The sequence below is a fragment of the Desulfurellaceae bacterium genome, from assembly GCA_021296095.1.
In the GTDB taxonomy this organism is placed as follows: domain Bacteria; phylum Desulfobacterota; class Binatia; order Bin18; family Bin18; genus JAAXHF01.
This window is the reverse complement of record JAGWBB010000042.1, coordinates 14,054-37,060: the sequence shown is the minus strand read 5'-3', so window position 1 is coordinate 37,060 and position 23,007 is coordinate 14,054. Positions and strand designations below refer to the sequence as shown.

The window sequence follows — 23,007 nt, the reverse complement described above, 5'->3', positions numbered from 1 at the left end:
TGGCCCGGCATCCAGTTCTGTCGATGGCGGAGAGTGAACGGACCGAAGGCGAAAAAGAGATTGTCGTATCGCTGGTACGACAATGGAGTTGGACGCATAGCCTGGCCCTGATTTCGCTCAAAGACCCTCTGCGACGTGAATCTCCTCTGAAATGTGCCGTTTACAGTGATGGCGAGAATGGGTCAATATGGCCATATTCATGGCCAGGAGGTGAAAGTCATGCTGGAAATATCCGTTGCTAAGGATTTCTGGCAAGCGGTTGAGGACTGGCGCGCGCAAGCCGGCTTCGACTGGCCGGAGTTGACGCCTGACGAAGTGGACGGGTGGCGGGACCGGCGCCCGGCGCCGGAGTTCTCATGGCCGGATTGAATGACCTGCTCGACAGCAACATCCTGTCCGAACCTACCCGGCGGCACCCTGACGGCGAAGTCCGGTCACGCCTGCAAGTATATCGCCACGAGATATGCACGGCGGCCCCGATCCTCCACGAACTGCGTTACAGGGTGGCCCGGATATCGGATGGGGCGCGCAAGCGGCAACTGCTCCTTAGAGGCGCAGCCTGGTACAAAAGCTGCTGACGGGTAGATAGTGAGGGAAAGGAGTTGATGGCTGATGGCTAAAAAGCGAAATGGTGCGCAGATTGTCTCCGCGCTGCGGAGACAATTGTGTCCTTCAACGAACGTGAGTAGCTGACCTACGTTTGGAGGAGCCGGGGGTGACGGCTGAGACGTATCCGAAGCTGGGAGAGGTGAATAAGACCCCTGGGTGCCTTAAATAGGGGTCAGATAGGGGTCAGATTCCGGCGTATTCTCATAGTCGTGAATGTCTGAGGCGCAATGGAGTACAACCATGAAAAACATGACGGAGATCAACGGATACTGGGCGCTCATTCAATTCGACCCCGGCATCGACATGTTCCGGGGTGAATTCGTCGGTTTGAACGGCGGGGCGGATTTCTACGCACGGGATATCGCAGGTCTGAAAGCCGAGGGCGAGGCGTCCCTCAAGGTATTTCTCGCCATGTGTCGAGAGGACGGCGTTGAACCCGGAGCGCTTGATAGTGCGGGCTGAGTTGAGCGCCACGACCGGGAAGGGATGGAAGAGAAGGAGTAGATGTGCGTAGCCCAGAACTTCCCAAAGATTGGCGGAAGGTTCCGCTCTCCTTGCTATCCGATGTTCAGACCGGCCTTGCCAAAGGCAAGCGCGTGAATGGTTCGCCTATTTCCCTGCCTTATCTGCGTGTTGCGAATGTCCAGGACGGGTATGTTGATCTTTCGGTAATCAAGGAAATTGCGGTCGAACAGGCTGAGGTCGAGAGGTACAGCCTTCGGGATGGCGATGTCCTGTTCACGGAGGGCGGCGACTTCGACAAGTTGGGGAGGGGAACGGTCTGGCAAGGTCAGATTACGCCCTGCTTACACCAGAATCATATTTTTGCTGTTCGTCCGAAGGCATCTTTGTTGCTGCCCGAATTTCTCGCGTATCAGGCCGCCTCCGGGTATGGACGGCGCTATTTTCAGCTCTCGTCAAAGCAGAGCACGAATCTTGCGAGTATCAATTCGACACAACTCAAGGAGTTTCCCGTTCTTCTTCCCTCGCTCCCCGAACAGCGCAAAATTGCCGAAATCCTGCGGACCTGGGACGAGGCGATTGAGGCCGCAACAAAACTTGCAACAGCGCTGAACGCCCGTCGTGAAGCGCTACGAACCAAACTGATTACTGAAGCCGTCCTCGGCGGACGGCCCACCGTTTTTGGCGAATTTCTCACAGAAAGCCGCATTCTTGGTTCAGACGGTGCGTCAGCCCGAAAGATCACGGTAAAACTCTACGGAAAGGGAGCCGTGCCAAAGAGCGACAAACGAGACGGGAGTACGAAAACCCGTTACTATCGCCGCTCTCCTGGTCAACTGATCTACAGCAAGCTTGATTTCTTGAATGGCGCGTTCGCCCTTGTTCCTGAATCGCTTCGAGGCTACGAATCGAGCTTGGACCTGCCGGCCTTCGATATCAGCGAACACGTCAACCCGAAGTGGTTAATCGAGTATCTCACGCGCCCTGCCTATTACACGGCCCAGCTTCACCTTGCCCGTGGCCAGCGCAAGGCGCGTCGGATTGCGCCAGACGATTTTCTGGCATCCCCGGTAAAACTTCCGCAGCGTGACCGACAGGATGAGATCGCAGAGGTCCTCGCCGTGGCCGACCGTGAGATTGCCCTCCGCGAAACCGAACTTGACACTCTCACGCGCCAGAAACGCGGCCTGATGCAAAAGCTGCTCACCGGCGAATGGCGGGTTAAAGTGGAGGAAAACTGATGCCTCGGATCCAGGTGCCCCATGATCCTAAGCGTGATGGCTTTCTGAGAGTGAAGAAGATTCGCCCTAATATCGCGAAGGTATATTTCGTCCCTCCAGAGCATGCACGCCTGGACTCGGGTGAGGTGGGCGAGCATAGGACCAAGCTATTGCTCATCAACGGTAAGGAGCGATCTCTCACGATCTATCCCATTAGAACACTCTATACTCTTAGCCTTCACGATAGATTCTTAAAATCAAAATACAGCAAGGTTAAGTGCATCACGCTTGAGTGCCCGGATAGCTCTTATCTGGATTTCGACCAAACCGTACCCGAAACATCCGAAGAGGTTCGAGCAATGTTGCAGGACCTCCCTTCGACCTTCACCAAGGACTATGCATATGGCCTTGGCCTAGCCAGGCCTTACTACTCCATTATAGACGCCGTACAATCACTCTCCGACTGCACCGAGATTGTGATTTCGAGCAAACGTCAGACCGGGATAACGTCCAGGGGCCGAGTCTTCAATATTGCCGAAGAGGATTTTGAGGAGCTGAGGTTGGAGCTAAACAAGGTCGCTCAGCACACCCGGAACGCTGCATACTCGGTCAAAAAAGTAGCCGCTTACAACATTCTGGCTAAGCGTCTCGGATTACCCACCAAGACTGCTAAGACCGGGAGGCATCCTTACCGCAAACTCTTAACGGCCGCAGCGGAAGGTAAAGAGCCTCTTTCAGAAGACGACCAAAATGCGGTACTCCGCGTGGTGAGTGACCACGCCAAGGATATTGCCGAGAAGCATCCCGACAAGCTTGCCAAGCTGCAAAGCGACATTGAGCTGGTGACGCTCGAAAACCTGATTAAGCGTTACAAAGAAATGCTCTGCCAGAAACTTGACGAAAGCCACTGGCAGGCCTTTTTCAACCAGAATCCGTTCATTCTGAATCAAGCGTTCGGTTATCCGGCCATCAAGGTCCAGGATCAGGCTTCGGTCGGTGGCCGCAAGTTTTCCGGTTCAGGCGGGAAGATCACCGATTTTCTGGTCAAGAACAGCCTGACCAACAACGCGGCGATCATAGAAATCAAGACCCCACAGGCGAAACTTCTCAATGGGACTCCGTACCGCGAAGGGGTCTACACACCGTCAGTAGCGTTATCTGGGTCAATCAACCAGGTGCTTGATCAGAAGTATCAGTTCGAGGGCCAAATCGCGCAAATTAAAAATAACAGTCGAATTTATGACATCGAGTCATACTCGGTTCACTGCTGTCTGATTATTGGGAGGGTGCCGTCAGACGAAGACCAGTTGAAGTCATTCGAGTTTTTCCGTGGAAATTCCAAGGACGTTGAAATCGTCACTTTCGATGAATTGCTAAAAAGGCTGGAACAGCTTTATGACTTCCTACGGGAATGACGTATCCACCCACGTAGTGGTGGGTCGGCTTAGCGGAGCGCAAGCCGACACGGGGCGTTCCGCTGGGATGTTGGATTACGCTTCGCTAATCCAACCTACGGATGGCCCACTGCGAGCATGAAAACGATCCAACACACGAACACGCTCTTCTCTTACGATGGCCCGCAGGTTTTCGAGGCGCAGGATGCCACGGGCGGGCAATACATTGCGGTAGCGGTTGAGGCTCAGAACGGCCTGGATCGCTACCTGGTGGCGGGCGTTGGGCCGGAACGGTTGCGCCAATTCCGCGCCGGTCTGCTCGATTTGCGGTCACTGCTGGTCGAGGCGGGAACAGAGGAATGGTATCTGACAACCCCGGCGGCCGGTCTGGATCAACCGTTGATGCTCGTGCCTCAGCACAAATCTATCGAAGCAAGCGGGTTCTTGCCGGATGAGGGTTTCGTGTTGCACGACGCTCCCCCGAATCAAGGCGAGCCTGGCCGTTAGGAAGCGGAGACGCAAAATGACCGTTTCTCTCCCCTCTCTCTCTGAGCAGCGCGAGATTGCTGGAATCCTGAAGACAGGGAGCGAGGTGGTAGAAAGGTTTCAGGCTGAGATAGCCACTGTGGCACGCCAGAAACGCAGCCTGATGCAAAAGCTGCTCACTGGCGAATGGCGGGTAAAGAGATGACCTGCGAATATCAGGTCGTGTATCGCTTTGAAATTTTCTGGCCAGTAAAAACAATGGTTTACGGCTCAAACTGATACCCTACCCAGGATGCGGGTTCGTTGTCCCATCTGGTGGAGATAATTGGTATGGTGGCGGAAGCGGAAAGAAAGCGCACGCAGCCAATGCCACGCGGTAGCCTCTATACCCCGCGCCAGTGGGAACGTGCCCGGTCGTGGTCGGCAAGGCTCACGGTCCCTTCGTGCGGGAACCGGGCTACCCGGAGCAGTGTGCCTATACGGCAATATAGCGAGCTAACATGCTGAAATCATTGAAAAACAGGAAGAGGGGGGGTAGGGGGTCGTCAACTGGGCCAAGCCCTGCGCCTGTCCGTAAAGAGACGGGAAAAGCAGGAGGATTACGAAATGACCGATACCGTCGCAAAAGCGGCTGATTACGCGGCCTGGCTGGGCGAGGTCAAGTCGCGCATTCAATCGGCGCAGATTTCTGCGGCACGGGCCGTGAACCGTGACCTGATTCTGCTGTATTGGGACATCGGACGCGGAATCGTCGAAAAGCAGAACGCCCACGGCTGGGGTCAGGCGGTCATAGATCGCCTGTCGCGCGACCTGTCTACAGCCTTTCCCGCAGTGACCGGCTTTTCGCCGCGTAATCTGCGAAACATGAGACAGTTTTACACCGCCTACTCTCAGCCTGAATTTCTGCGGCAAGCCGTCGCAGAATTGAACCGGCAGAGTTCCGTCCCATCCGTTGATGAAAAATGGCAACACGCTGTTGCCAAATTGAACCAGGAAGGCAACGCGGAGGAACTGCTGTACCAGATTGTCACGGCAGTACCGTGGGGACACAATTGGAGGCTGGATCAAGTCCGGCATGACGGGCACCTACAGCCCAACGTGAAACGCTCCAGGCGCTTGACCGCAGCGGCGCTCTGAGATTATCCGTGTGTAATTTTATGTGTGGAGAGTGACACAATGGCGACGAATCTGGCGATAGACTCGGCCCTCCTGAACAAGGCCTTGGAAGTCGGCGGCGAGAAAACGAAGAAGGCGACCGTCACCCGAGCCTTGCGGGAATTCATTGCTCGGCGAGAGCAGGAACGCTTGCTCGACTTGTTCGGGAAGTTCGACTGGGACGACGAGTACGACTACAAGCGTGAACGGACCCGCGGGTGACGCTGTTTGTAGACACCAGTGTGTGGTCACTGGCCTTGCGGCGCAATGCGGCGCCCGAAGGCCCCCAGGTGCAGCGTCTCCGGGACGCCTTGCAGAGCGGTGAAGCGATTCATACGACCGGAATCGTGCTGCAAGAATTGTTGCAAGGCTATCAGGGACCGAGGGCTGGGGCGCGGATCGTGGAGCGCTTCGCCGCCTTACCCATGATCGTTCCGAGGCGCGAGGACCACATTGACGCGGCTGGGTTGCGCAACGAGTGCCGTCGCCACGGCGTTCAGGTCGGAACCATTGACGCGCTGCTCGCCCAGCTTTGCATCCGCCACGAGCTGGTCATGTTATCGGCTGACCGAGATTTCACCCACGTTGCGGAGTGGACACCGCTTCGAGTCTGGCGCGCCTCATGAGCTTTGACAGCTGTTTGGCGAAGCCAAAAAAACAAAAGGGCTCTGGATTTCCAGAGCCCCCTTGTCGATCAGGTGAGTCCCGATCCTTTGTCTGGTGAGGGCAGACCCACAGGTTTGAAATGGCAAGACAAAGACAAGCGCGGTAGCGTCTCAGCTTCACATCGTCCTTGTGTGTGTGACGCATCCCCCTCCCTGGCCCTCCCCTCAAGGGGGAGGGAATTTCCTGCTCCCTCTCCCCTGGAGGGCTGAGGACACGACAGTTTTGCGTAGACGAGGAAAAGAGTCGCCGGTTCCCCTCCTGGGAGGGGTGGCCGAAGGCCGGGGGGGGTTGAAGCACGCTGCCGGCGGCTCCCTGCGGACGCGGCAGCAGGGGCGGGGGACAACCCACCCCGCCGCTCACGCGGCACCCCTCCCAGGAGGGGATGAAGCCCTCCCCCCTCCCGTCCCATTTCCCAAACTGTCGTGCCGTGAGCCCCTGGAGGGAGAGGGCTGGGGTGAGGGGGAATCTCAAAGCGAGACACTGCCACAAACGCGAACGGATGCCTCGCTGACGCTGTGGGCGAACACCGGCTTTCCGACCGACCTCACTTTATCTCCGGTACGTTTATGAGCTTCGACGCGACCGAAAAATATCAGTCCCAAATCCCGGCTCTGCAACTCCTGGTGGCGTTGGGCTTCAGGCCGCTCTCTCAGGCTGAGGCGCTGGCCTTGCGCGGCGGGCGGCTGCGCAACGTCATCCTCGACGAGGTGCTGACCGAGCAGCTGCTGCGGCTCAACCGGTTCACGCATCGCGGCCGCGAGTATGCCTTCGATCTCGAAGACGCCCATGAGGCGATACGTCGGCTGAAGCCCACGCCCGACCGGCTCAAGGGCCTGCGCGGCACCAATCAGGACATCTATGACACGCTCGTGCTGGGTACGACCATTACCAAGACCATTGACGGAGACTCGAAGTCGTACTCGTTCCGCTATGTCGATTGGGACACGCCGGACAACAACGTGTATCACGTGACCGCAGAGATGGCGGTCGAGCGAACCGGCAGCACCCAGACCCGCCGCTGTGACATTGTCGCCTTCGTCAACGGCATCCCCTTTGTGGTCATCGAAAACAAACGACCGACCGCAAGCCTGAAAAAGGCTGACAGCCAGCTGATCGGCTACCAGGGTGAGGACAACATCCCGCAGCTGTTCCACTTCGCCCAGCTGCTGCTGAGCCTGAACCGGCGCGAGGCGCGCTACGCAACGGTCGGCACGCCACGCAAGTTCTGGCAGGCGTGGCGCGAGGAGGACGATGAGCGGCTGGCCGAGCTGGCTGCGGCAGAGCCGAACGCGGCCGAACGGGCGGCCCTGGTCGGCGCGCTTGAGGACGACACGCCGCTGGCTGAGCCGCCGGTCCGCTTGCAGGGCTTGATTGACCGGCCGCTGGCGGTGGCCGAAGCCCAGGCTGTGTATGCCGGCGGGCTGGCCGACGCGCGGGCGCATTTCGAGGCGCTGGCGGCCGAGGGCGGACGCGCCATCACGGCTCAGGACCGCGCCATCTTCGCCCTGTGCCGGCCCGCACGCCTGCTCGATCTGGTACGACGCTTCACCGTCTTTGACGGCGGCGTGCGCAAGATCGCCCGTCACCAGCAGTTCTTCGCCGTTTGCAGGGCCGTGGAGCGGGTCAAGCAGTTCGACACGGCCGGCCGTCGCAGGGGCGGCGTCATCTGGCACACCCAGGGCTCGGGCAAGTCGCTGAGCATGGTCATGCTGGGCCGCGCCCTGGCGCTCGACCACGACATTCCCAACCCGCGCATCGTCATCGTGACCGACCGTGACGACCTCGACCGGCAGATCAGGGATACCTTCCGGTCGTGCGAAATGGAGCCGGTCCGGGCGACCAGCGGCGCGCATCTGCTCAAGCTGATCCGCAACAAGACGTCACTGGTCACCACCATCATCAACAAATTCGACATTGCGGCGCGGAGCGGCGCAGCGGCCGACGAAGACCCCAACATCTTCGTGCTGGTGGATGAGAGCCACCGCAGCCAGACCGGCCGCTACGGCGGGCACGGCGAGCTGGCCATGAAGATGCGGCGCATCCTGCCCAGGGCCTGCTACCTCGGCTTTACCGGCACGCCGCTGCTGCACAAGGAGAAGAACACCCTGTCCACCTTCGGCGGGCTTATCGACACCTACGCCATAGACGAGGCGGTTGCCGACGAAGCCGTGGTGCCGCTGCTGTACGAGGGCCGGATTGTCGCACAGCGCCTCACCCCGGACATGATCGACCGCTGGTTCGAAAAGCTCAGCGGGGGGCTGAACGAACGGCAGCGGGCCGACCTCAAGCGGAAGTTCTCGCGCATGGACGCCCTGGCCAAGACCGACCAGGCGATTCGGGCCAAGGCGCTCGATATCTCCGAACACTTCCGGCGGTATTGGCAGGGGAGCGGCTTCAAGGCCCAGCTCGTCGCCCCGTCCAAGGCTGCGGCCGTGCGCTTCAAGGCGGCGCTCGACGCGCTCGGGCAGGTGAGCAGCGCCATCGTCATTTCGCCGCCCGACGACAATGAGGGCAACGAAGAGGTTGATTCGGCATCCCAAGACCTCGTCCGTGCGTTCTGGACGCGGATGATGGCGCAGTACGGGACGGAGGGCGAGTATAATCGCCGGATCATTGACGCCTTCAAGGGGCCGGGCGAGCCGGAAATCCTCATCGTCGTGTCCAAGCTGCTGACCGGTTTTGACGCGCCCCGCAACGCGGTGCTGTACGTGTGCAAGTCGCTGCGCGAACACACCCTGCTGCAAGCCATCGCGCGGGTGAACCGGCTGTACGAGGAGGACGGGCTTGAGAAGCAGTTCGGTTTCATCGTCGACTACGAGGGGCTGCTCGGCGAGCTGGACAAGGCGCTGTCCACCTATACCGCCTTCCAGGGGTTTGACGCGGCGGACCTGACCGGGACGCTGCACGACGTGCGGGAGCACATCCGCAGGCTGCCCCAGCTTCACGATCAGCTGTGGGACCTCTTTCGGCCGGTCAGGAACACGCGGGACATGGAGCAAGGCTGTCCGTCAGGACTTTTACGAACGGCTGCGCGCCTTTGGCCGCTGTCTGCACATTGCGCTCTCGTCGCACAAGGTGCTTGACGTGTTCGACCAGACGCAGATTGACACGCTCAAGCGCGACTGGCAGCGCTTCTCGGAGCTGCGGCACGCGGTCCGCCTGCGCTACCAGGAGACGGTCGATGTCAAGGAGTTCGAGCCCACGATACGGCGGCTGCTCGATGAGCAGGTGGTCGCCGGGCCGGCCGAGACCATTATCGAAGCCGTCAATATCAACGACCCCGAGGCGCTGAGGGCGATTGTTGACGAGACGGGCATTTCCGACGCCTCCAAGGCCGACCGCATCGCCAGCGCCACGCGGCGGACCCTCACCGAGAGGCTGGACGAGGACCCGAGCTTCTACCGGCGCTTCTCGGAGCTGCTGGAGGAGACGATCCGCGACTACCGCGCCAGACGGCTGTCCGAGCGCGACTATCTCAACCGGGTGCTTGAGCTGGCCGCCAAGGTTGCCCGCAAGGACCGGGGCCGCGACGTGCCCGAGCCGCTCAGAGGCAACGACGACGGGCAGGCGTTTTTTGGCATTCTCGACGGAGCGCTGGTCCGCGCCGATAGCGAGCCGCTCGACAGGGTCGAGGTCGCCACTATCGCCCTGGCCATCATTGATATCGTCAAGGCTCACCACATCGTTGACATGTGGTCCAACGCCGTCGCCCAGAACAGCCTGCGCAACGCCATCGACGACTACTTTTTCGATGTGCTGCGCGACGAGAAAGGCATCGCGCTGTCGGACGAGGTCCTGGATGAGCTGGAGGCCGAGATCGTGAAGCTGGCCAGGGCGAGGTTTCCCGGATGAGGGCGGAGCGGCATCGGGTGCGTTACGGCGCGCAGACGATTGAGTTCGCGGTGGTGCGCCGCCAGCGCGCGACCCTGGAGATCGGCGTGGAGCCGGATGCGACGGTTGTGGTTGCCGCGCCGCTCGACGCCCCGCTGGAGGCCATTGCCGACAAGGTGCGCAAGCGTGCGGCCTGGGTGCGCCGCCAGCAGCGCCTTTTCGCCCGGTATCTGCCCCAGACGCCCGAGCGGCGTTTTGTGGCCGGCGAAACCCATCGCTATCTCGGCCGGCGGTATCGCCTGAAGGTGTTGCCCCACGCGCGGGCGACGGTCAGGCTGAGCCGTGGCTTTATCCTTGTCCACAGCCGTGAACCTGAGCGGGCCGAGGTCACGCGCGGGCTGGTCGAAGGCTGGTACCGCGACCGGGCTCAGGTCAAATTCGCCGAACGGCTGGAGGTGAACCTGGCGCGCTTCCCCGACCCGGAAGCGGTCCGGCCGCAGGGGCTGAGCGTCCGACGGCTGCGTCGGCGCTGGGGGTCGATGTCGCCGACCTCGCGGCTGCTGCTCAACCGCCGCCTGGTCGAGGCGCCGGTCGAGGCGATTGACTATGTCATCACCCATGAGCTGTGCCACATTGCCGAGCCCCACCATGGGCCGGCCTTTTTCGCCCTGCTGGATCGGGTGCTGCCGGACTGGCCGAGGCGCAAGGAGCGGCTGGAGCGGTGCATGGCCTGAGGCGTCGGCTTGAAATCGCCCCACCGCGTCCCTATGCTGCTTCTCGTTTCGAGCGGTCCCCGGCCGCCGGTTCGCACGCCCTGGAGAAAAGGTGATGCTCCATCACCCTACGAGTCATCCCCCGGCCGGTGCGTTCCCGACCCGCTCAACACCCGGTAAAAACAGAACCCGACCAGCCCCAGCACGAAGCCGACCGATGTCAGCATGAAAATCCAGCCCCCAGCCGTCATCGCTCCACTCCCGTTCAGTCCTTGGGCGGCAGGCGCCCGTCAATATCCAGCCCGGCCGCCCGCCAGCGCCGCTCTCCGATTCTGGTGATGACCACCAGCAGGACCAGGATCAGCCCGATAAAAACCAGGGTCCAGCCGGCGACCGTGTTGTCGGCCAAGCCCCGGACATAGCCCGGCAGGCTCTGGAGACAAAAGCCGATCAGGACGATCAGCAGATAGGCTGGCGTCACATACTTCATGACAAAGCGGAAGACGCCCGGTATGCGCAGCTGCGCCCCGGTATGCGCCTCGGCCAGGCCCCTGTCGATGCCGAACACCCAGCTGAAGCACACGCTCTGGACGGTGGCCAGGATGACAATGGCCAGGGTGCCGACCCAGAAGTCTATGGTGTCGAGGGCGACCTGGCCGCGACTGAAGTACAGCACCCACAGCGCGCCCAGGCTGGTCAGGCCGCCCAGATACACCAGGGCTCTGGAGCGGGACAGGCCCAGGGCTTCGGCCAGGAAGGCGAACACCGGCTGGAGCATGGACAGGGAGCTGGTGACCGCAGCCAGAAAGAGCATGAAGAACCAGATCGCTCCGATCAGACGACCGGCCTCGCCCATGGAGGCGAAGACGATGGGCAGGGTCTGAAAGCCGAGTCCGAAGGTGGAGCCGACCGCCAGGCCGACCCCGACAAACACAAAGGCGGCCGGAATGGTAATCAGGCCGCCGAGCGCCACCTCGCAGAACTCGTTGGTGGCCGAGGCGGTCAGCCCGGACAGGACCACATCGTCGTTCTTGGTCAGGTAGGAGGCGTAGTTGATGATGATGCCAAAGCCGATCCCGATGCTGAAAAAGACCTGTCCGGCGGCCGCCAGCCAGGTCTGGAAATCGCCCAGATGAGACAGGTCGGGGTTCCACATGAAACCCAGGCCGGCCAGCACGTTCTGGTCGGGCCGGGCCGGGTCGGGCGTGCCCAGGGTCAAGACCCGGACCAGCACAATCAGGGCGCACACGATCAGGGCCGGCATGGCGATCTTGCAGAAGGTTTCAATGCCTTTGGCCAGGCCGCGGCGAATGAACCACAGGTTAAAGCCGATGACGAACAGCAGGAACACCAGCCCGGCGCTGCCGTCCGGGATCAGGCCGTTGGCACCGTCGCCGCTGACTGTGCGGAAAAAGTCGCCCGAGCGGGCCGCGTACTGGGCGGGGTCGGAGCCGAGGTCGAGGTCGCCGGTCACATAGGCCAGGAAATAGCGCAGGCACCAGGCCTCGATCAGCACGTAGTACATGTTGACCAGCAGCGGGGCGAGGATGCCCAGCACGCCCAGATAGCGGGCCGGGGCGCCTTTGCCGATCACGCCCAGGATGGACGGAGCGGAGTGCAGACCCTTGCGCCCGCCGTAGCGGCCCATGGTCCACTCCGCCCAGCACAGCGGAATGCCCAGAAAGAGCAGGGCGCACAGGTAGGGGATCATGAACGCCCCGCCGCCGTGCTGGGCAGCCTGGCCGGGAAAGCGCAGGAAGTTGCCCAGCCCGACCGCCGAGCCGGCAACGGCCAGAATGATGCCGAGCCGACTCCCCCACCGCTCCTGCTGTTCGGTCATGGGGTCAGGTCACGAAATGGGGCAGGATGTCTGTGCCGTAGCGCGTGATCTGGGGCTGGATCTCGTCCAGCGGGCAGGCCGGTCGCAGGACAAACTTGACACACCCGGCGTTGACGAAGTCCTGTATTTTTTCCACGCACTCCTCGGGCGGGCCGACCACACAGCGGGCGGCCAGGTCTTCGGGCGGCATGGGCAGACCGCGCAGAAAGGGCGCAACGGTTTCCCAGCCCTTTTCGCGGTCCTCGCACACATGGGTCAGCAGCAGCACCCCGGCTTCGCGCGAATCGACCGGCCGGCCGTAGGACTCGCCGTAGGCTTGCAGTTTGTCCATGTCGGCGCGGAATTCGTACGGGGTGGTCAGGGCCGGAAACCAGCCGTCGCCCAAACGCACGACCCGTCTGAGAATCGCGTCGCTCTTGCCCCCGATCCAGATGTCCAGCGAGCCTTTGGCCGGCTTGGGTTCAATCGTCACGTCCTCGAACTGGTAGAACTGGCCCTCGTAGCTGACACTCGACTCGGTCCACAGGCGGCGCAGGATATCAATGCCCTCGTCCAGCCGCTTGCCGCGTTCGCGGGGCGAGATGCCCGACGCCGCCAGGTCGCGCGTATCGCTGCCGCTACCCACGGCCATGATCATGCGTCCGTTCGACAGATAGTCGAGGGTGGCGTAGGTCTTGGCCACCTGAACGGGATGGCGGGCCGGCAGGGTCAGGACGCTCGGCCCCATCCTGAGTTTTTTGGTCCGGGCCGCAATCATGGCGAACAGGCAGGTGATATCCAGGGTTGGGTTGCGGGTGACGATGTGGTCCGACAGCCAGACCGAGTCGAGCCCCAGGTCTTCGGCCAGCTCGGCGCTGCTACAGATGAGTTCGGGGTCGGGCAGCCCGTATTTCCACTGCCCGAAGCCGATACCGATTTTTATACCGCCCATGGGAATACCCTCCAGTCAGTGCATGGGAGAAAACGCGGCCGGGATCAGAATTGTGCTGTCCTGGCTGACCAGAAACTCGCGCGTGCCCGGCGGCCAGTTGGGCAGCTTGAGCGAGGCGGCCCGAATGCGGGCCCGCTCCTCAAGGTCGGCGTAGGGCCAGATATGGACGAACTTGTTGAGGCCGCCGATCTCGGTGTACCAGCACGCCGCCAGCGGCGACAGCTCGGTCCGGGCCGGCACAGCCTCGGCCCAGCGTTCCAGGACGGTCGGCAGGGCGCCCGGCTGGTACAGGTAGGTCCGCATCTCGTACACCCCGCCCAGGTTTCTCTGGCCCAGGGGCTGCATGAACGGCGCCGGAATAAAGATCTCCGACTCCATGTCTTCGATCATCGCCCCGATTTTGGGTGGCCAGTTGGGGTCGGCCATGGCCTGGCCGCGCAGCTCGGTGCGCTGGCGCAGGTCGTCGTAGGGCCAGACGTGGATGATCCGGTTCAGCGGGCCGATGTCGGTATGCCAGAAGGCGCCCAAGGGAGAATATTTTTCGCGGTGGGGCAGGGCCTCGGCAAAGCGTTTTTCGCACTCGGGAACCGATAGGTCCGAACTTCATAAATCATGACGGTCCTCCTGTGGGTCGGGTGTGTCGGCCGTGGACTCGCCGCACGCCAGCAGCGCTGCGTGGAGAGCATCGCGATCAAAGCCCTTGCCGATGAACACCACGTGTTCGGGCGGCTCGGGCAACAGGTCGATCCATTCCATGTCCAACTCGCCGGCGACGTACTGGAACATCCATTGTTCCTCAGAGTCGGTGAAGCGCACAAAGCCTTTTGCCCGCCAGACGCTGGGCGGCAGCGTCCGCATCAGCCGCGGTCCAGCGGGGCGTCACACAGATGGGTCAGGGTGTGAAAGTGGTCGTGGGCCGGACTCGGCTGGCGGGACTGCGGCGGGCGGACGATGTCTCCGGCTGCGGCCAGGATGCGGTCGTAGTCCATCTCGCCCCGTTCGGTCAGCACAATCTGGGCGCGGGGGTTGAGCTGGCGAATCTGCGCCGTCAGGTCTGTCAGCGTAGCGGCAGCGGCCAGGTCGCGTTTGTTGAGCAGCACGAAGTCGGCCAGCTCGGTCTGCTGCCGGATTCCGGCGTGCAGCTCTTCGGCCAGCCGGGCGAAGTTCACCGGGTCCAGCACGGCGATCAGCGACGCCAGGCGGACCACGGTCAGCGCCTCTTCTTTGGTGGCCTGATCGATCAGCTCGATCGGGTCGGCCAGGCCGGTGGCCTCCACGAAGATGACATCCGGCCCCAGTGCCGCGACTTCCTGCAAGGCCAGGCCGAGGGTCGCGCCGATGGTGCAGCAGATACAGCCGTTGCTCATTTCGCGGACGCTGAAACCCTGGCCGCGCAGCAGCTCGCCGTCGATATTGACCTCGCCGTACTCGTTCATCATGACTGCGGGTTTGAGGCCGCTGGCCAGGCAGTGATCGAGCAGGCGCTTCAGCAGGGTGGTTTTGCCGCTGCCCAGAAAGCCGGAGATCAGGTGGAGCGGAATCCGCCCGGTCTCGCTGAAAACCAGGCGTTCTTTGTCGAGGGCAGGGGCGTCGGCCATGCCGGCCAGTATTACAGGATTCCCGGTTGCGGGAAAGGGAAGGAACGGCTAAAGAGGTGCCCAGCAATATGTCCCTGATGAAAAGGAGGATATGCACATGAAGTGGAAAACCGTTGCCGGCCTAATCGCGGTGGGTGTGTTGAGCGCCAGTCATGCCCTGGCGATTGAGTGGGAAGTGTGGCTGTCCGATCAATCGAACAGCGCCGATATCAGCGCCGAGAATCCCACCGGCACCTTTGGCGGTCGCATTCTGGTGTACGACGGCCGCGACATCCTGATCGCCCAGCCCGGAACGTATGACGAAGACCATCCGCTGTTCGGGCCGACTGTGATCGAAGCGGCCGATGTCTTTCCCTACGCGCTGTCGGAGCTTGGCGCGGATGTCGAGCGGCTCCACGGCATGTTGCCCCACCCGTCGCATCGCTTCATGAACGCGAATTTTTTTGGTCCGGGCGTCGGGCTGGTCGGGATTATTGATGCGGAGGGGCAGTGTACGTTGTCGGGTGAACGGTTCAAGCTGTGCAGGCCGATTCGGGGCAGCCCGCGCGAGGCGGCCAAGCTTGGCAAGGCCCTCTTCCGGACGACCGGCCCGGCAGGCTCGGCTCCCTCGAACCATATGTCCTTCTGGACTCCGGACGGCACCAAATTGATCGTGGCCAATCTTAGCGCCAAGCTGTTGGAGCGCATCGATTACGACCAGGCCGCAGACACCTTCACCTTCAACAAAGCCGCTACGCTCGATCTGGTCGGGGGACGGGACCTGACGGCCATGGCAGCGCGGGCCGATTCGACCCTGCCGGCCGGTCGGGTGAGCGGGGCGTATGCCAACTTCCAGACGCTGCACACGCCGAGCGGCGCGCTGAAGGAAGGGCCGGGCCGGCCCAATAACGTGGTGGTGTGTCCCATCCCCAGCAGCACCAGCCAGCACGTGTATGTCACCTTCGGCGGTGGCGGGCTGTTCGTGGTCGATGTCACGACCGAACCGATGTCGATCGTGGCCGAATATACCAATGATGTCATCAGCGGGGCCGGGTGTGGCGGCGCGGAAGGGGGCGGCTTCATGCACCTGAACGCGGGCGTCTCGGCGAGTGCTGCGGGCGCGGATGACTCGGTGTTTATCATGTATCGTCTGCCGCTCGATTATCCCGATGGGGCAAGCCCCCACACCACGCCCAATATGCCGCCGGTCGTCAAGTTTTATGAAGAGAAAACGCTGGGCCTCACCTCCGAAGAGGCGCTGGCCAGCCGTCGCGACGCCCACGGCCTGACCATTTCGCCCACCCGACGGTATCTGTATCAGTTTGATCGGGTGCAAAATAATGCTGAAGTGTTCGACATGGGCAAGATCATCAACGATCCCGACGCTACGCTGGAAGAGCAGGCCGAGGCGCATGTGAGCAGCCTGGATCTCACCGGGTCGGGGTGGTGTGTCGGCGAAGGGGCGCCCTTCGTCAATCAGGACGGCGAGGACTATGAGTTCAGCGACGATCCGGCCCCGGACCTGGTGGATATTTCTCCCGATGGCCGAAAGCTCATCGTCTCCTTCCGGGGCCCGCACCCGGTGACCGTCAAGCACGCGGCCGTGGGCAGTTGTCCCGGGTTTGGTGTGGTGACACTCGAAGGCGACGGGTCAAGCGGCAGCCTGACGCATGTCTTTCGGACCTTTCTGCCCGATGCGACCGGCACCAAAAATCTGAGCGACATTCATGACGCAACCGTTCGGATCAAAGGACCGAACGCGCCGCGCATCTGTCGAGCCTGGCAGGGCTGCTGGACGTGGAATCCGTCGATTCGTGAGTTGGAGAGGTTGGAATAGACGACATGGCCTGATCGGCACATCCGAAAACCCTGCGCGACGTGCAACTCGGCTCGCTCTGGAGGCAGTTGCTCCCACAAAAGCTTGTTTCAGTGATGTCACAATGCTAGCATTATGACATCATGAAAGGAGGAAGGCGAATGGGAAACCTGACGATCCGAAATCTCGACGATGGCGTGATCGAGACGTTGAAGGCTCAGGCCAAGGCAAACCAGCGTTCGCTGGAGGCCGAGGTCCGGTACGTACTGACGCAGCGAGCAGATCAGCGCGTCCGTATGGCCGACTTTCGCCAGCGAACCGCCGCAATCGCCGCCGCAACTTCCAAGGCCGCGCAGACAGATAGCGTCGAACTGTTACGCAAGGACCGAGAGCGGTGAAGCTGACCGTTGACGCTAGCGTCGTCGTCAAATGGTTCGTGCAGGAGCCGTTTTTCGAGGAAGCACGCCTGTTGCTCGCCCATCGTCTCACACTCTACGCGCCCGATATGCTGCTGGCCGAGTTTGCCAACACCATTTGGAAAAAAGCGCGCCAGAACGAGATTTCTGATACCCAACCATATCTGGACAAGATACAGAGTCTGGATGAGATTGTCTCCTTGTATCCCATCAGCACGCTCATCGCGCGGGCGGCGGAAGTCGCGCAGGAACTCGATCATCCGGTGTACGATTGTCTCTATCTTGCTTGCGCGGAAGCGACTGAATCAGTGCTGGTTACTGCCGATCACAAGTTTGCAAAAAAGGTCACTACCGGTTTCGTTAGCGACCCAGTTCGCTACATCGGCTCTGCTGGATTTGCGGACGAGATCGGTGCCGCAGCGACCGCGCTGGTAATCGGGCGAGATAAAATTCAGGAACTCATTGCCGCCTACAATCTCCTCGCCGATACCGAAAAGCATATTTTTGACACCGTCCATGCTGAGACCAGGGGTCTGAAATTCATAGCAGATGAAATCTGGAAACTTTGCGAGGATTCCCCAGCTTACAGGCGTCTTTATCGCCTAGTTGAGGGACTGAACAATGAGGAACGTATCGACCTGCTTGCGCTCGGCTACCTCGGCTTCGGACACTTCGATGCCAATTGGCGGCGAAACTTTGAACACGCCTGTGAGATGATAGACCTGATAGAACTTCACTACATAGTTGGCCACGCGATAACCTGGCAGGCTGGCCTCGATCGTTTGACGGACAGTTGCGCCGAGTAACGAGGGATGCTGCAATGCCTACCGTGTATCCTGCCGGTGTGTATGACGCCAGCGGTCAGCAGGGTAGATATCGACATGCGCCGTTCGGGGGAGGAGACGCAGAGATTATTGATGGAGATGGATGAAAGGCTGGACGCGTGAGCGCAAAACTCAGCTCCTTGGGTTTTCGTTTAGATCGGCAAGCGCCTGTTCCCACGAAATCTGGTTCAATCCTTCGACTGGTCTGTATACCACCATTCCCAACCATCCCGGCGAACTGCCCGAAGGGACGCTGAGGGCTATCCTCAGGCAGGCCGGGGTGACGCTGGATGAGTTCCTGGCTAGGTGACGAACGGAACGGCAATGAACAAGGAGGGTGACGGTGACGCAGACCGAGCGTGAGCCTCTTCAACTCGGCATTTTCATGCCCAACTGTAGCAACGCGTATTCGATCAGCACCTATCGGACCGGCCCCGACGAGTGGCCGTATGCATCGAATAAGCGGATTGCCCTGGCGGCCGAGGCGGCGGGTTTTGACTTTCTGTTTCCGGTCAGCCGCTGGCGCGGTTTCGGAGGCGAAACCAACTACCTGGGTCTGTCGCAGGAGACCATGACCTGGGCGGCCGCGCTGCTGGCGGTGACGACCCGGCTGAAGGTCTATTCGACCGTCCACGTGCCGGTCTTTCACCCCCTGGTGGCGGCCAAAATGGGCGCGACGCTGGACCATATCGGCGGGGGACGTTGGGGCATCAATATTGTCAGCGGCTGGAGCCGGGAAGAGTTCGGCATGATGGGTATTGAGCTGTTGCCCCACGACCAGCGCTACGCCAAGACAGCCGCGTTCATCGAGATTCTGAAAGGGCTGTGGACCGAGGAGCCGGGCACGTTTGACTACGACTCGCCGTGGTACCGGATTACGGGCGGCTATGTGAATCCGCAGCCGGGGTGCAAACCGCACCCACCCATCGTCAACGCCGGGGTATCGGAAGACGCCAAGGAGCTGGTCGCCCGGCTGTGTGACTGGGCGTTTATCGGCCAGTCGTCTATCGAGGAGACCGGGGAGCTGACCCGGGACTTCAAGGTCCGGGCTGACCGGTACAGGCGTCGCGTCCGCTGCGCGGGCTACCCGTTTGTCTTATGGCGCGAGACCGAAAAAGAGGCCGAAGACGAAAAACGTCGGATTCTCGACCAGATGGATCCCGTGGCAACCGAGAACTGGGCCCGGGGGCTGGGCATCGGCAGCGGCTCGTTCGATCATTTCACCCTGGAGATGTTTGCCCTGGGGGCGGGCGCCCTGCCGGTTATCGGCACGGCCGAACAGGTCGCCCTCAAGCTCAAGCGGCTGTACGAGCTGGGGCTCGACGGCGTGCTGATGTGTTTTCTGTCGTATTATGACGACACGGTCCGGTTCGGCCGCGAGATTGTGCCCCTGCTCCGGCAGTTGGGGGTGGTGGGAGAGGCGGGTGAGCGGCCGCCGGCCGCCGGTTGAGGAGGCCCTAGGCCCGCTCCAGGCGCGTGAGCGCGGCCTCGATCTGATCCATGCCTTTTTCCAGGTTGGCCATCGACGTGGCGTACGAGATGCGGACATTATTGGGCGCGCCAAAGCCCTCGCCGGCGACCAGGGCGACACGCGCCTCTTCCAGCAGATACAGGGCGAAGTCGGTTGCCGATTCGATGCGAGTGTCCCCGGCGCTTGCCCCAAAGTAGCCGGACACGTTGGGGAAGACGTAGAAGGCGCCCTCGGGCAGGGTGCAGGTGATGCCGGGAATGGCGCGCAGGCGGTCGACGATGTAGTTGCGGCGTTTGGCAAACTCGGCGGCCATCACACCGACCGGCTCCTGGGTCCCGGTCAACGCCGCCACGGCCGCAGCCTGGCTGATTGAGCTGGGGTTTGAGGTGCTCTGGCTCTGGAGCGTTTCCAGGGCTTTGATCAGGTTGGCCGGGCCCGCGGCATAGCCCAGGCGCCAGCCGGTCATGGCGTAGGTCTTGGACACCGAGTTGACCAGCAGCACCCGGTCGCGCAGCTCGGGTTTGAGAGCCAGGATCTGGGCGCAGCGCGGCGCATCGTACAGAAACTTCTCGTACACATCGTCCGAAATGACGAGCAGATCGGTCTGCTCGATCACCTCGATCAGCTGACCCAGTTCGTGCTCGGTATAAGCCGCGCCGGTCGGATTTGAGGGGCTGTTGAGCAGCAGGGCCTTGGTGTCGGGACCGAGTGCCGCCCTGAGCTGGCCGTCGGTCAGCTTGAAACCGGTCTCCTCGCTCGTCGGCAGGAGCTTGGGCCGCGCGCCGGTCAGGATCACCATGTCCGAATAACTGACCCAGTAGGGGGTGGGAATCAGGACCTCGTCGCCCGGCCCGAACAGGGCGTGGAAGGCGTTGAACAGGGTGTGTTTGCCGCCCGAGTTGGTGGTCACCTCCGACAAGGCATAGCTGAGCCCGTTATCCCGCTCCAGTTTGGCGATGATCGCCTCTTTGAGGGCTGCGGTCCCGCCGACCGGGGTGTACTTGGTCTGGCCGTGTTGGATGGCGGCCACGGCCGCTGCCTTGATATGGTCGGGCGTGTCAAAGTCGGGCTCTCCGGCGCCAAAATCAATCACGTTGATGCCCTGGCGGCCGAGGGCGGCAACCTGGGCGGTGACGGCTAAGGTGGGAGACGGCTTGATGAGCGATAGACGTTCGGCGAGCTGTATCATGGTGGTGTATGGGGGTTGAGAATGCTCAGGAGGTTGCGGCCAGCTTTTCCCGCAGACGCCGCTCGATGTGGGCCGGGACCAAGCCCTGGACCGACCCGTCGAAGCTGGCGATTTCCTTGACCAGGCGCGAGGCGGTATAAAAATGGGCCGCCCCGGTAGCCAGGAAGAGGGTATCGATATTCGGTTTCATGTGTCGGTTCATCAGTGCCATCTGAAATTCATACTCGAAATCGGACGCCGCCCGCAGGCCACGAATGACAATGCTGGCCTGCATTTTCTCGACATAGTCGACCAGTAGACCATAAAAACTATCGTAGATCACCCGGTCGCCAATCTCTGTAAATTCCTCGCGGAACATGTCGAGGCGTTCCTCGGGCGTGAACAGATAGTTCGTCTTCTGCGGATTGTACACCACCGCCACCACCACCTCGTCAACAATCTCCAAGCTGCGGCGGACAATGTCGATGTGTCCGTAGGTTGGCGGATCAAAAGAGCCTGGGTAAATGCCCCGACGTTTCACACGGCCTCCTCGTCTTGGCGCTGGTAGAAGGACACCCCGGTTTTGCCGTAATGGCGGCGATCCGTCAATACCAAACCGGCGTAGGTCTCGGCGCCGCTCTCGTGCGGGTCGTGCTCGACCACGACCCAGGCGTCCGGGCTGAGCAGCCGGCCGCCGGTCAGGGCTCGCAGGGTTTTGTCCACCCAGCCCTCGGCGTAGGGCGGGTCAGCAAAGACGCCATCGAAGCGCAGCCCCTGCTGGGCGACGATTTTCAGCCCGGTTGCGGCGTAGGCGCGCACCACCCGGCCCCGCTGACGAAAGCCGGTGATCCGCAGGTTGGTCCGAATCGTGCGCTGGGCTTCCGGGTGGGGGTCGACAAAGACGACCGACTCGGCCCCCCGACTCAGGGCTTCGAGGCCCAGCGCGCCGGTGCCGGCAAACAGGTCGAGGACGGCTGCCCCGTGGAGCGTAAAGCGGCTGACCAGAATGTTGAAGATTGCCTCTCTGACCTGGTCGGCGGTCGGCCGGACGGTGTAGCCCTTGGGCGCCTTGAGCTGGAGTCCGCCGCGTGAACCGGCGATAATACGCACTACACACTCAGAATATGCACGGTCGTCGCGGCGGCTTCGCCGCGCAGCAGGCCGCCGCCGTTCTCGGTCAGCCCGACCTTGGCCCCGGCGACCTGACGTTTGTCGGCCTGGCCGCGCAGCTGCCAGAAGATTTCGGCGATCTGGGCCACCCCGGTGGCGCCGACCGGATGGCCCTTGGCCAGCAGCCCGCCGCTGGGGTTGACGGGCAGACGGCCACCCAGGGCGGTTACCCCCTCGTCAATGAGACGGCCGCCGTCCCCGGCCGGACACAGGCCCAGCTCTTCGTACAGCATCAGCTCGGCCGGAGCCGAGGCGTCGTGGATTTCGGCCACGTCCAGGTCTTGCGGCCCGATGCCAGCCGCCTCATAAGCCAGTTGGGCCGCCCGCTGGCTGATGCCGGGCTCGTGCGGCTGGTGGTCCTGGCCCGAACACACGGCCGAGGCTCTGACATAGACCGGCTGGCTGGTGTACTGTCGGGCGGTGTCGGCGCTGGTCAACACGACTGCGGCCGCGCCATCGCCGATCGGCGAGCACATCAGGCGGGTCAGCGGATCGGCGATCAGGGGTGCGTCCAGGACCTCCTGGGGGCTGCGCGGCGTTTGGAACTGGGCGTGGGGGTTAAGGCTGCCGTGGGTGTGGTTCTTGGCCGCGATCTTGGCGTAGTGCTCGGCGGTCGTGCCGTAGGTGTCCATATGGTCGCGGGCCAGCTGGGCGTAGAAGTCCATGAACAGGCTGCGTGAGGTGCCGGCGCCGTCGGACGTGGCCTCGTTCATGTCGGCCAGCGTTTGTTCCATCAGTTCTACGTCAATCGCGCTGCCCAGGGCGGCGAACGAACGGCTCTTGTCGCGGTGAAAGAGCTTTTCCATGCCAACGGCCAGGACGGTGTCGTACAGGCCGGAGGCTACGTACAGCCAAGCCAGATGAAAGGCGGTGCCCGCGCTGGCGCAGGCATTTTCGGTATTGATGACCGGAATGCCGCCGATACCCATGTCGCGCAGCACGACCTGGCCGCGGATGCACTCCTGGCCGGTCAGCAGGCCGGCCATGGCGTTGCCGACCGCTGCGGCTTCCAGCTTGTTCTTGTCGACGCCGGACGAGGTCAGGCAGGCGTCGACCGCCTCGCGGGTCAGGTCTTTCATGCTCCGGTCGAGGTGTTTGGCAAAACGGGTCATGCCGGCTCCGACGATGGCTACCTGTCTCATATGCGTGCTCCCTTCAAAGGGGAACGATGATCTCTGCCCGATGGGGTGGTCAGCATCGTTCCCCGTGCAGTTCAAAACGCCCCACTATACGCCCACACGCCCTTGTTCGGCAAGCA

The 23,007-nt window shown here is 61.8% G+C and carries 25 protein-coding genes; 16 read left to right on the top strand and 9 right to left on the bottom strand.

What is annotated here, in order from left to right; all coding sequences use genetic code 11:
- The first annotated feature begins 219 nt into the window (after positions 1 to 219).
- The 11 genes from J4F42_11900 (at position 220) to J4F42_11850 (ending at position 10,557) form a co-directional block, all read left to right on the top strand.
- Positions 220 to 369, top strand: coding sequence for a hypothetical protein (locus J4F42_11900; GenBank protein ID MCE2486210.1), 150 nt, complete (start codon positions 220 to 222; stop codon positions 367 to 369).
- Between the two features lie 480 nt (positions 370 to 849).
- Positions 850 to 1,071, top strand: a complete 222-nt coding sequence (locus J4F42_11895) for a type II toxin-antitoxin system HicB family antitoxin (GenBank protein MCE2486209.1) — start codon at positions 850 to 852, stop codon at positions 1,069 to 1,071.
- Between the two features lie 44 nt (positions 1,072 to 1,115).
- The gene (locus tag J4F42_11890) at positions 1,116 to 2,312 is read left to right on the top strand and encodes a restriction endonuclease subunit S (protein ID MCE2486208.1); all 1,197 of its coding nucleotides are present in this window, start codon (positions 1,116 to 1,118) and stop codon (positions 2,310 to 2,312) included.
- Complete coding sequence (locus J4F42_11885) at positions 2,312 to 3,706, top strand: DUF4263 domain-containing protein (protein MCE2486207.1); 1,395 nt, start codon at positions 2,312 to 2,314, stop codon at positions 3,704 to 3,706. Before J4F42_11890 ends, J4F42_11885 begins: the two co-directional genes overlap by 1 nt.
- A gap of 117 nt (positions 3,707 to 3,823) precedes the next feature.
- Positions 3,824 to 4,192, top strand: a complete 369-nt coding sequence (locus J4F42_11880) for a hypothetical protein (GenBank protein ID MCE2486206.1) — start codon at positions 3,824 to 3,826, stop codon at positions 4,190 to 4,192.
- Positions 4,193 to 4,777: 585 nt separating this feature from the next.
- Positions 4,778 to 5,308 carry a hypothetical protein gene (locus J4F42_11875; protein ID MCE2486205.1) on the top strand — a complete coding sequence of 177 codons (531 nt, stop codon included), beginning with the start codon at positions 4,778 to 4,780 and terminating at the stop codon, positions 5,306 to 5,308.
- A 39-nt stretch (positions 5,309 to 5,347) separates the two neighbouring features.
- Positions 5,348 to 5,548 (top strand): type II toxin-antitoxin system VapB family antitoxin, encoded by a 201-nt coding sequence (locus tag J4F42_11870; protein MCE2486204.1) that lies wholly within the window; start codon positions 5,348 to 5,350, stop codon positions 5,546 to 5,548.
- Positions 5,545 to 5,952, top strand: a complete 408-nt coding sequence (locus tag J4F42_11865; GenBank protein ID MCE2486203.1) for a PIN domain-containing protein — start codon at positions 5,545 to 5,547, stop codon at positions 5,950 to 5,952. Before J4F42_11870 ends, J4F42_11865 begins: the two co-directional genes overlap by 4 nt.
- A 606-nt stretch (positions 5,953 to 6,558) precedes the next feature.
- Positions 6,559 to 9,075, top strand: coding sequence for a type I restriction endonuclease subunit R (locus J4F42_11860; protein ID MCE2486202.1), 2,517 nt, complete (start codon positions 6,559 to 6,561; stop codon positions 9,073 to 9,075).
- Position 9,076: 1 nt separating this feature from the next.
- Entirely contained in the window at positions 9,077 to 9,844 is a 768-nt protein-coding gene (locus J4F42_11855; GenBank protein ID MCE2486201.1) for a DUF3387 domain-containing protein, read from the top strand.
- Positions 9,841 to 10,557 carry a M48 family metallopeptidase gene (locus J4F42_11850; GenBank protein MCE2486200.1) on the top strand — a complete coding sequence of 239 codons (717 nt, stop codon included), beginning with the start codon at positions 9,841 to 9,843 and terminating at the stop codon, positions 10,555 to 10,557. Before J4F42_11855 ends, J4F42_11850 begins: the two co-directional genes overlap by 4 nt.
- A gap of 244 nt (positions 10,558 to 10,801) precedes the next feature.
- Here J4F42_11850 and J4F42_11845 read toward each other — a convergent pair whose 3' ends face one another.
- From J4F42_11845 to J4F42_11825, 5 genes are all read right to left on the bottom strand, one after another.
- Entirely contained in the window at positions 10,802 to 12,376 is a 1,575-nt protein-coding gene (locus J4F42_11845) for a sodium-dependent transporter (protein MCE2486199.1), read from the bottom strand.
- Positions 12,377 to 12,380: 4 nt separating this feature from the next.
- Positions 12,381 to 13,307, bottom strand: a complete 927-nt coding sequence (locus J4F42_11840; protein ID MCE2486198.1) for an LLM class flavin-dependent oxidoreductase — start codon at positions 13,305 to 13,307, stop codon at positions 12,381 to 12,383.
- Positions 13,308 to 13,322: 15 nt separating this feature from the next.
- Positions 13,323 to 13,835, bottom strand: a complete 513-nt coding sequence (locus J4F42_11835) for an NIPSNAP family protein (protein ID MCE2486197.1) — start codon at positions 13,833 to 13,835, stop codon at positions 13,323 to 13,325.
- Positions 13,836 to 13,910: 75 nt separating this feature from the next.
- A complete protein-coding gene (locus J4F42_11830; protein MCE2486196.1) occupies positions 13,911 to 14,165 on the bottom strand; it encodes a GTP-binding protein in 255 nt (84 codons plus the stop codon).
- Positions 14,165 to 14,905 (bottom strand): GTP-binding protein, encoded by a 741-nt coding sequence (locus J4F42_11825; protein MCE2486195.1) that lies wholly within the window; start codon positions 14,903 to 14,905, stop codon positions 14,165 to 14,167. The genes J4F42_11830 and J4F42_11825 overlap by 1 nt, the downstream gene beginning before the upstream one ends.
- 97 nt (positions 14,906 to 15,002) lie before the next feature.
- Between J4F42_11825 and J4F42_11820 the strand changes: the two genes are divergently transcribed.
- The 5 genes from J4F42_11820 to J4F42_11800 all read left to right on the top strand — a co-directional run bounded on the left by J4F42_11820 (position 15,003) and on the right by J4F42_11800 (position 19,390).
- A complete protein-coding gene (locus J4F42_11820) occupies positions 15,003 to 16,721 on the top strand; it encodes a hypothetical protein (protein ID MCE2486194.1) in 1,719 nt (572 codons plus the stop codon).
- Positions 16,722 to 16,861: 140 nt separating this feature from the next.
- A complete protein-coding gene (locus J4F42_11815; GenBank protein MCE2486193.1) occupies positions 16,862 to 17,098 on the top strand; it encodes a hypothetical protein in 237 nt (78 codons plus the stop codon).
- Positions 17,095 to 17,922 carry a PIN domain-containing protein gene (locus tag J4F42_11810; GenBank protein MCE2486192.1) on the top strand — a complete coding sequence of 276 codons (828 nt, stop codon included), beginning with the start codon at positions 17,095 to 17,097 and terminating at the stop codon, positions 17,920 to 17,922. The genes J4F42_11815 and J4F42_11810 overlap by 4 nt, the downstream gene beginning before the upstream one ends.
- 121 nt (positions 17,923 to 18,043) lie before the next feature.
- Positions 18,044 to 18,250, top strand: coding sequence for a type II toxin-antitoxin system HicA family toxin (locus J4F42_11805; GenBank protein MCE2486191.1), 207 nt, complete (start codon positions 18,044 to 18,046; stop codon positions 18,248 to 18,250).
- A 33-nt stretch (positions 18,251 to 18,283) separates the two neighbouring features.
- On the top strand, positions 18,284 to 19,390 hold the full coding sequence (locus J4F42_11800) for an LLM class flavin-dependent oxidoreductase (protein ID MCE2486190.1): 1,107 nt from the start codon (positions 18,284 to 18,286) through the stop codon (positions 19,388 to 19,390).
- A 7-nt stretch (positions 19,391 to 19,397) separates the two neighbouring features.
- On the opposite strand, the gene J4F42_11795 is transcribed toward J4F42_11800, so the two are convergent.
- The 4 genes from J4F42_11795 to J4F42_11780 are packed head-to-tail and all read right to left on the bottom strand — an operon-like array spanning position 19,398 to position 22,891.
- Positions 19,398 to 20,597 carry a pyridoxal phosphate-dependent aminotransferase gene (locus tag J4F42_11795; GenBank protein MCE2486189.1) on the bottom strand — a complete coding sequence of 400 codons (1,200 nt, stop codon included), beginning with the start codon at positions 20,595 to 20,597 and terminating at the stop codon, positions 19,398 to 19,400.
- Positions 20,598 to 20,625: 28 nt separating this feature from the next.
- A complete protein-coding gene (coaD, locus tag J4F42_11790) occupies positions 20,626 to 21,105 on the bottom strand; it encodes a pantetheine-phosphate adenylyltransferase (GenBank protein MCE2486188.1) in 480 nt (159 codons plus the stop codon).
- 11 nt (positions 21,106 to 21,116) lie between these two features.
- Entirely contained in the window at positions 21,117 to 21,689 is a 573-nt protein-coding gene (rsmD, locus tag J4F42_11785) for a 16S rRNA (guanine(966)-N(2))-methyltransferase RsmD (GenBank protein ID MCE2486187.1), read from the bottom strand.
- Entirely contained in the window at positions 21,689 to 22,891 is a 1,203-nt protein-coding gene (locus tag J4F42_11780) for a thiolase family protein (protein MCE2486186.1), read from the bottom strand. The genes rsmD and J4F42_11780 overlap by 1 nt, the downstream gene beginning before the upstream one ends.
- Between the last annotated feature and the right edge of the window lie 116 nt (positions 22,892 to 23,007).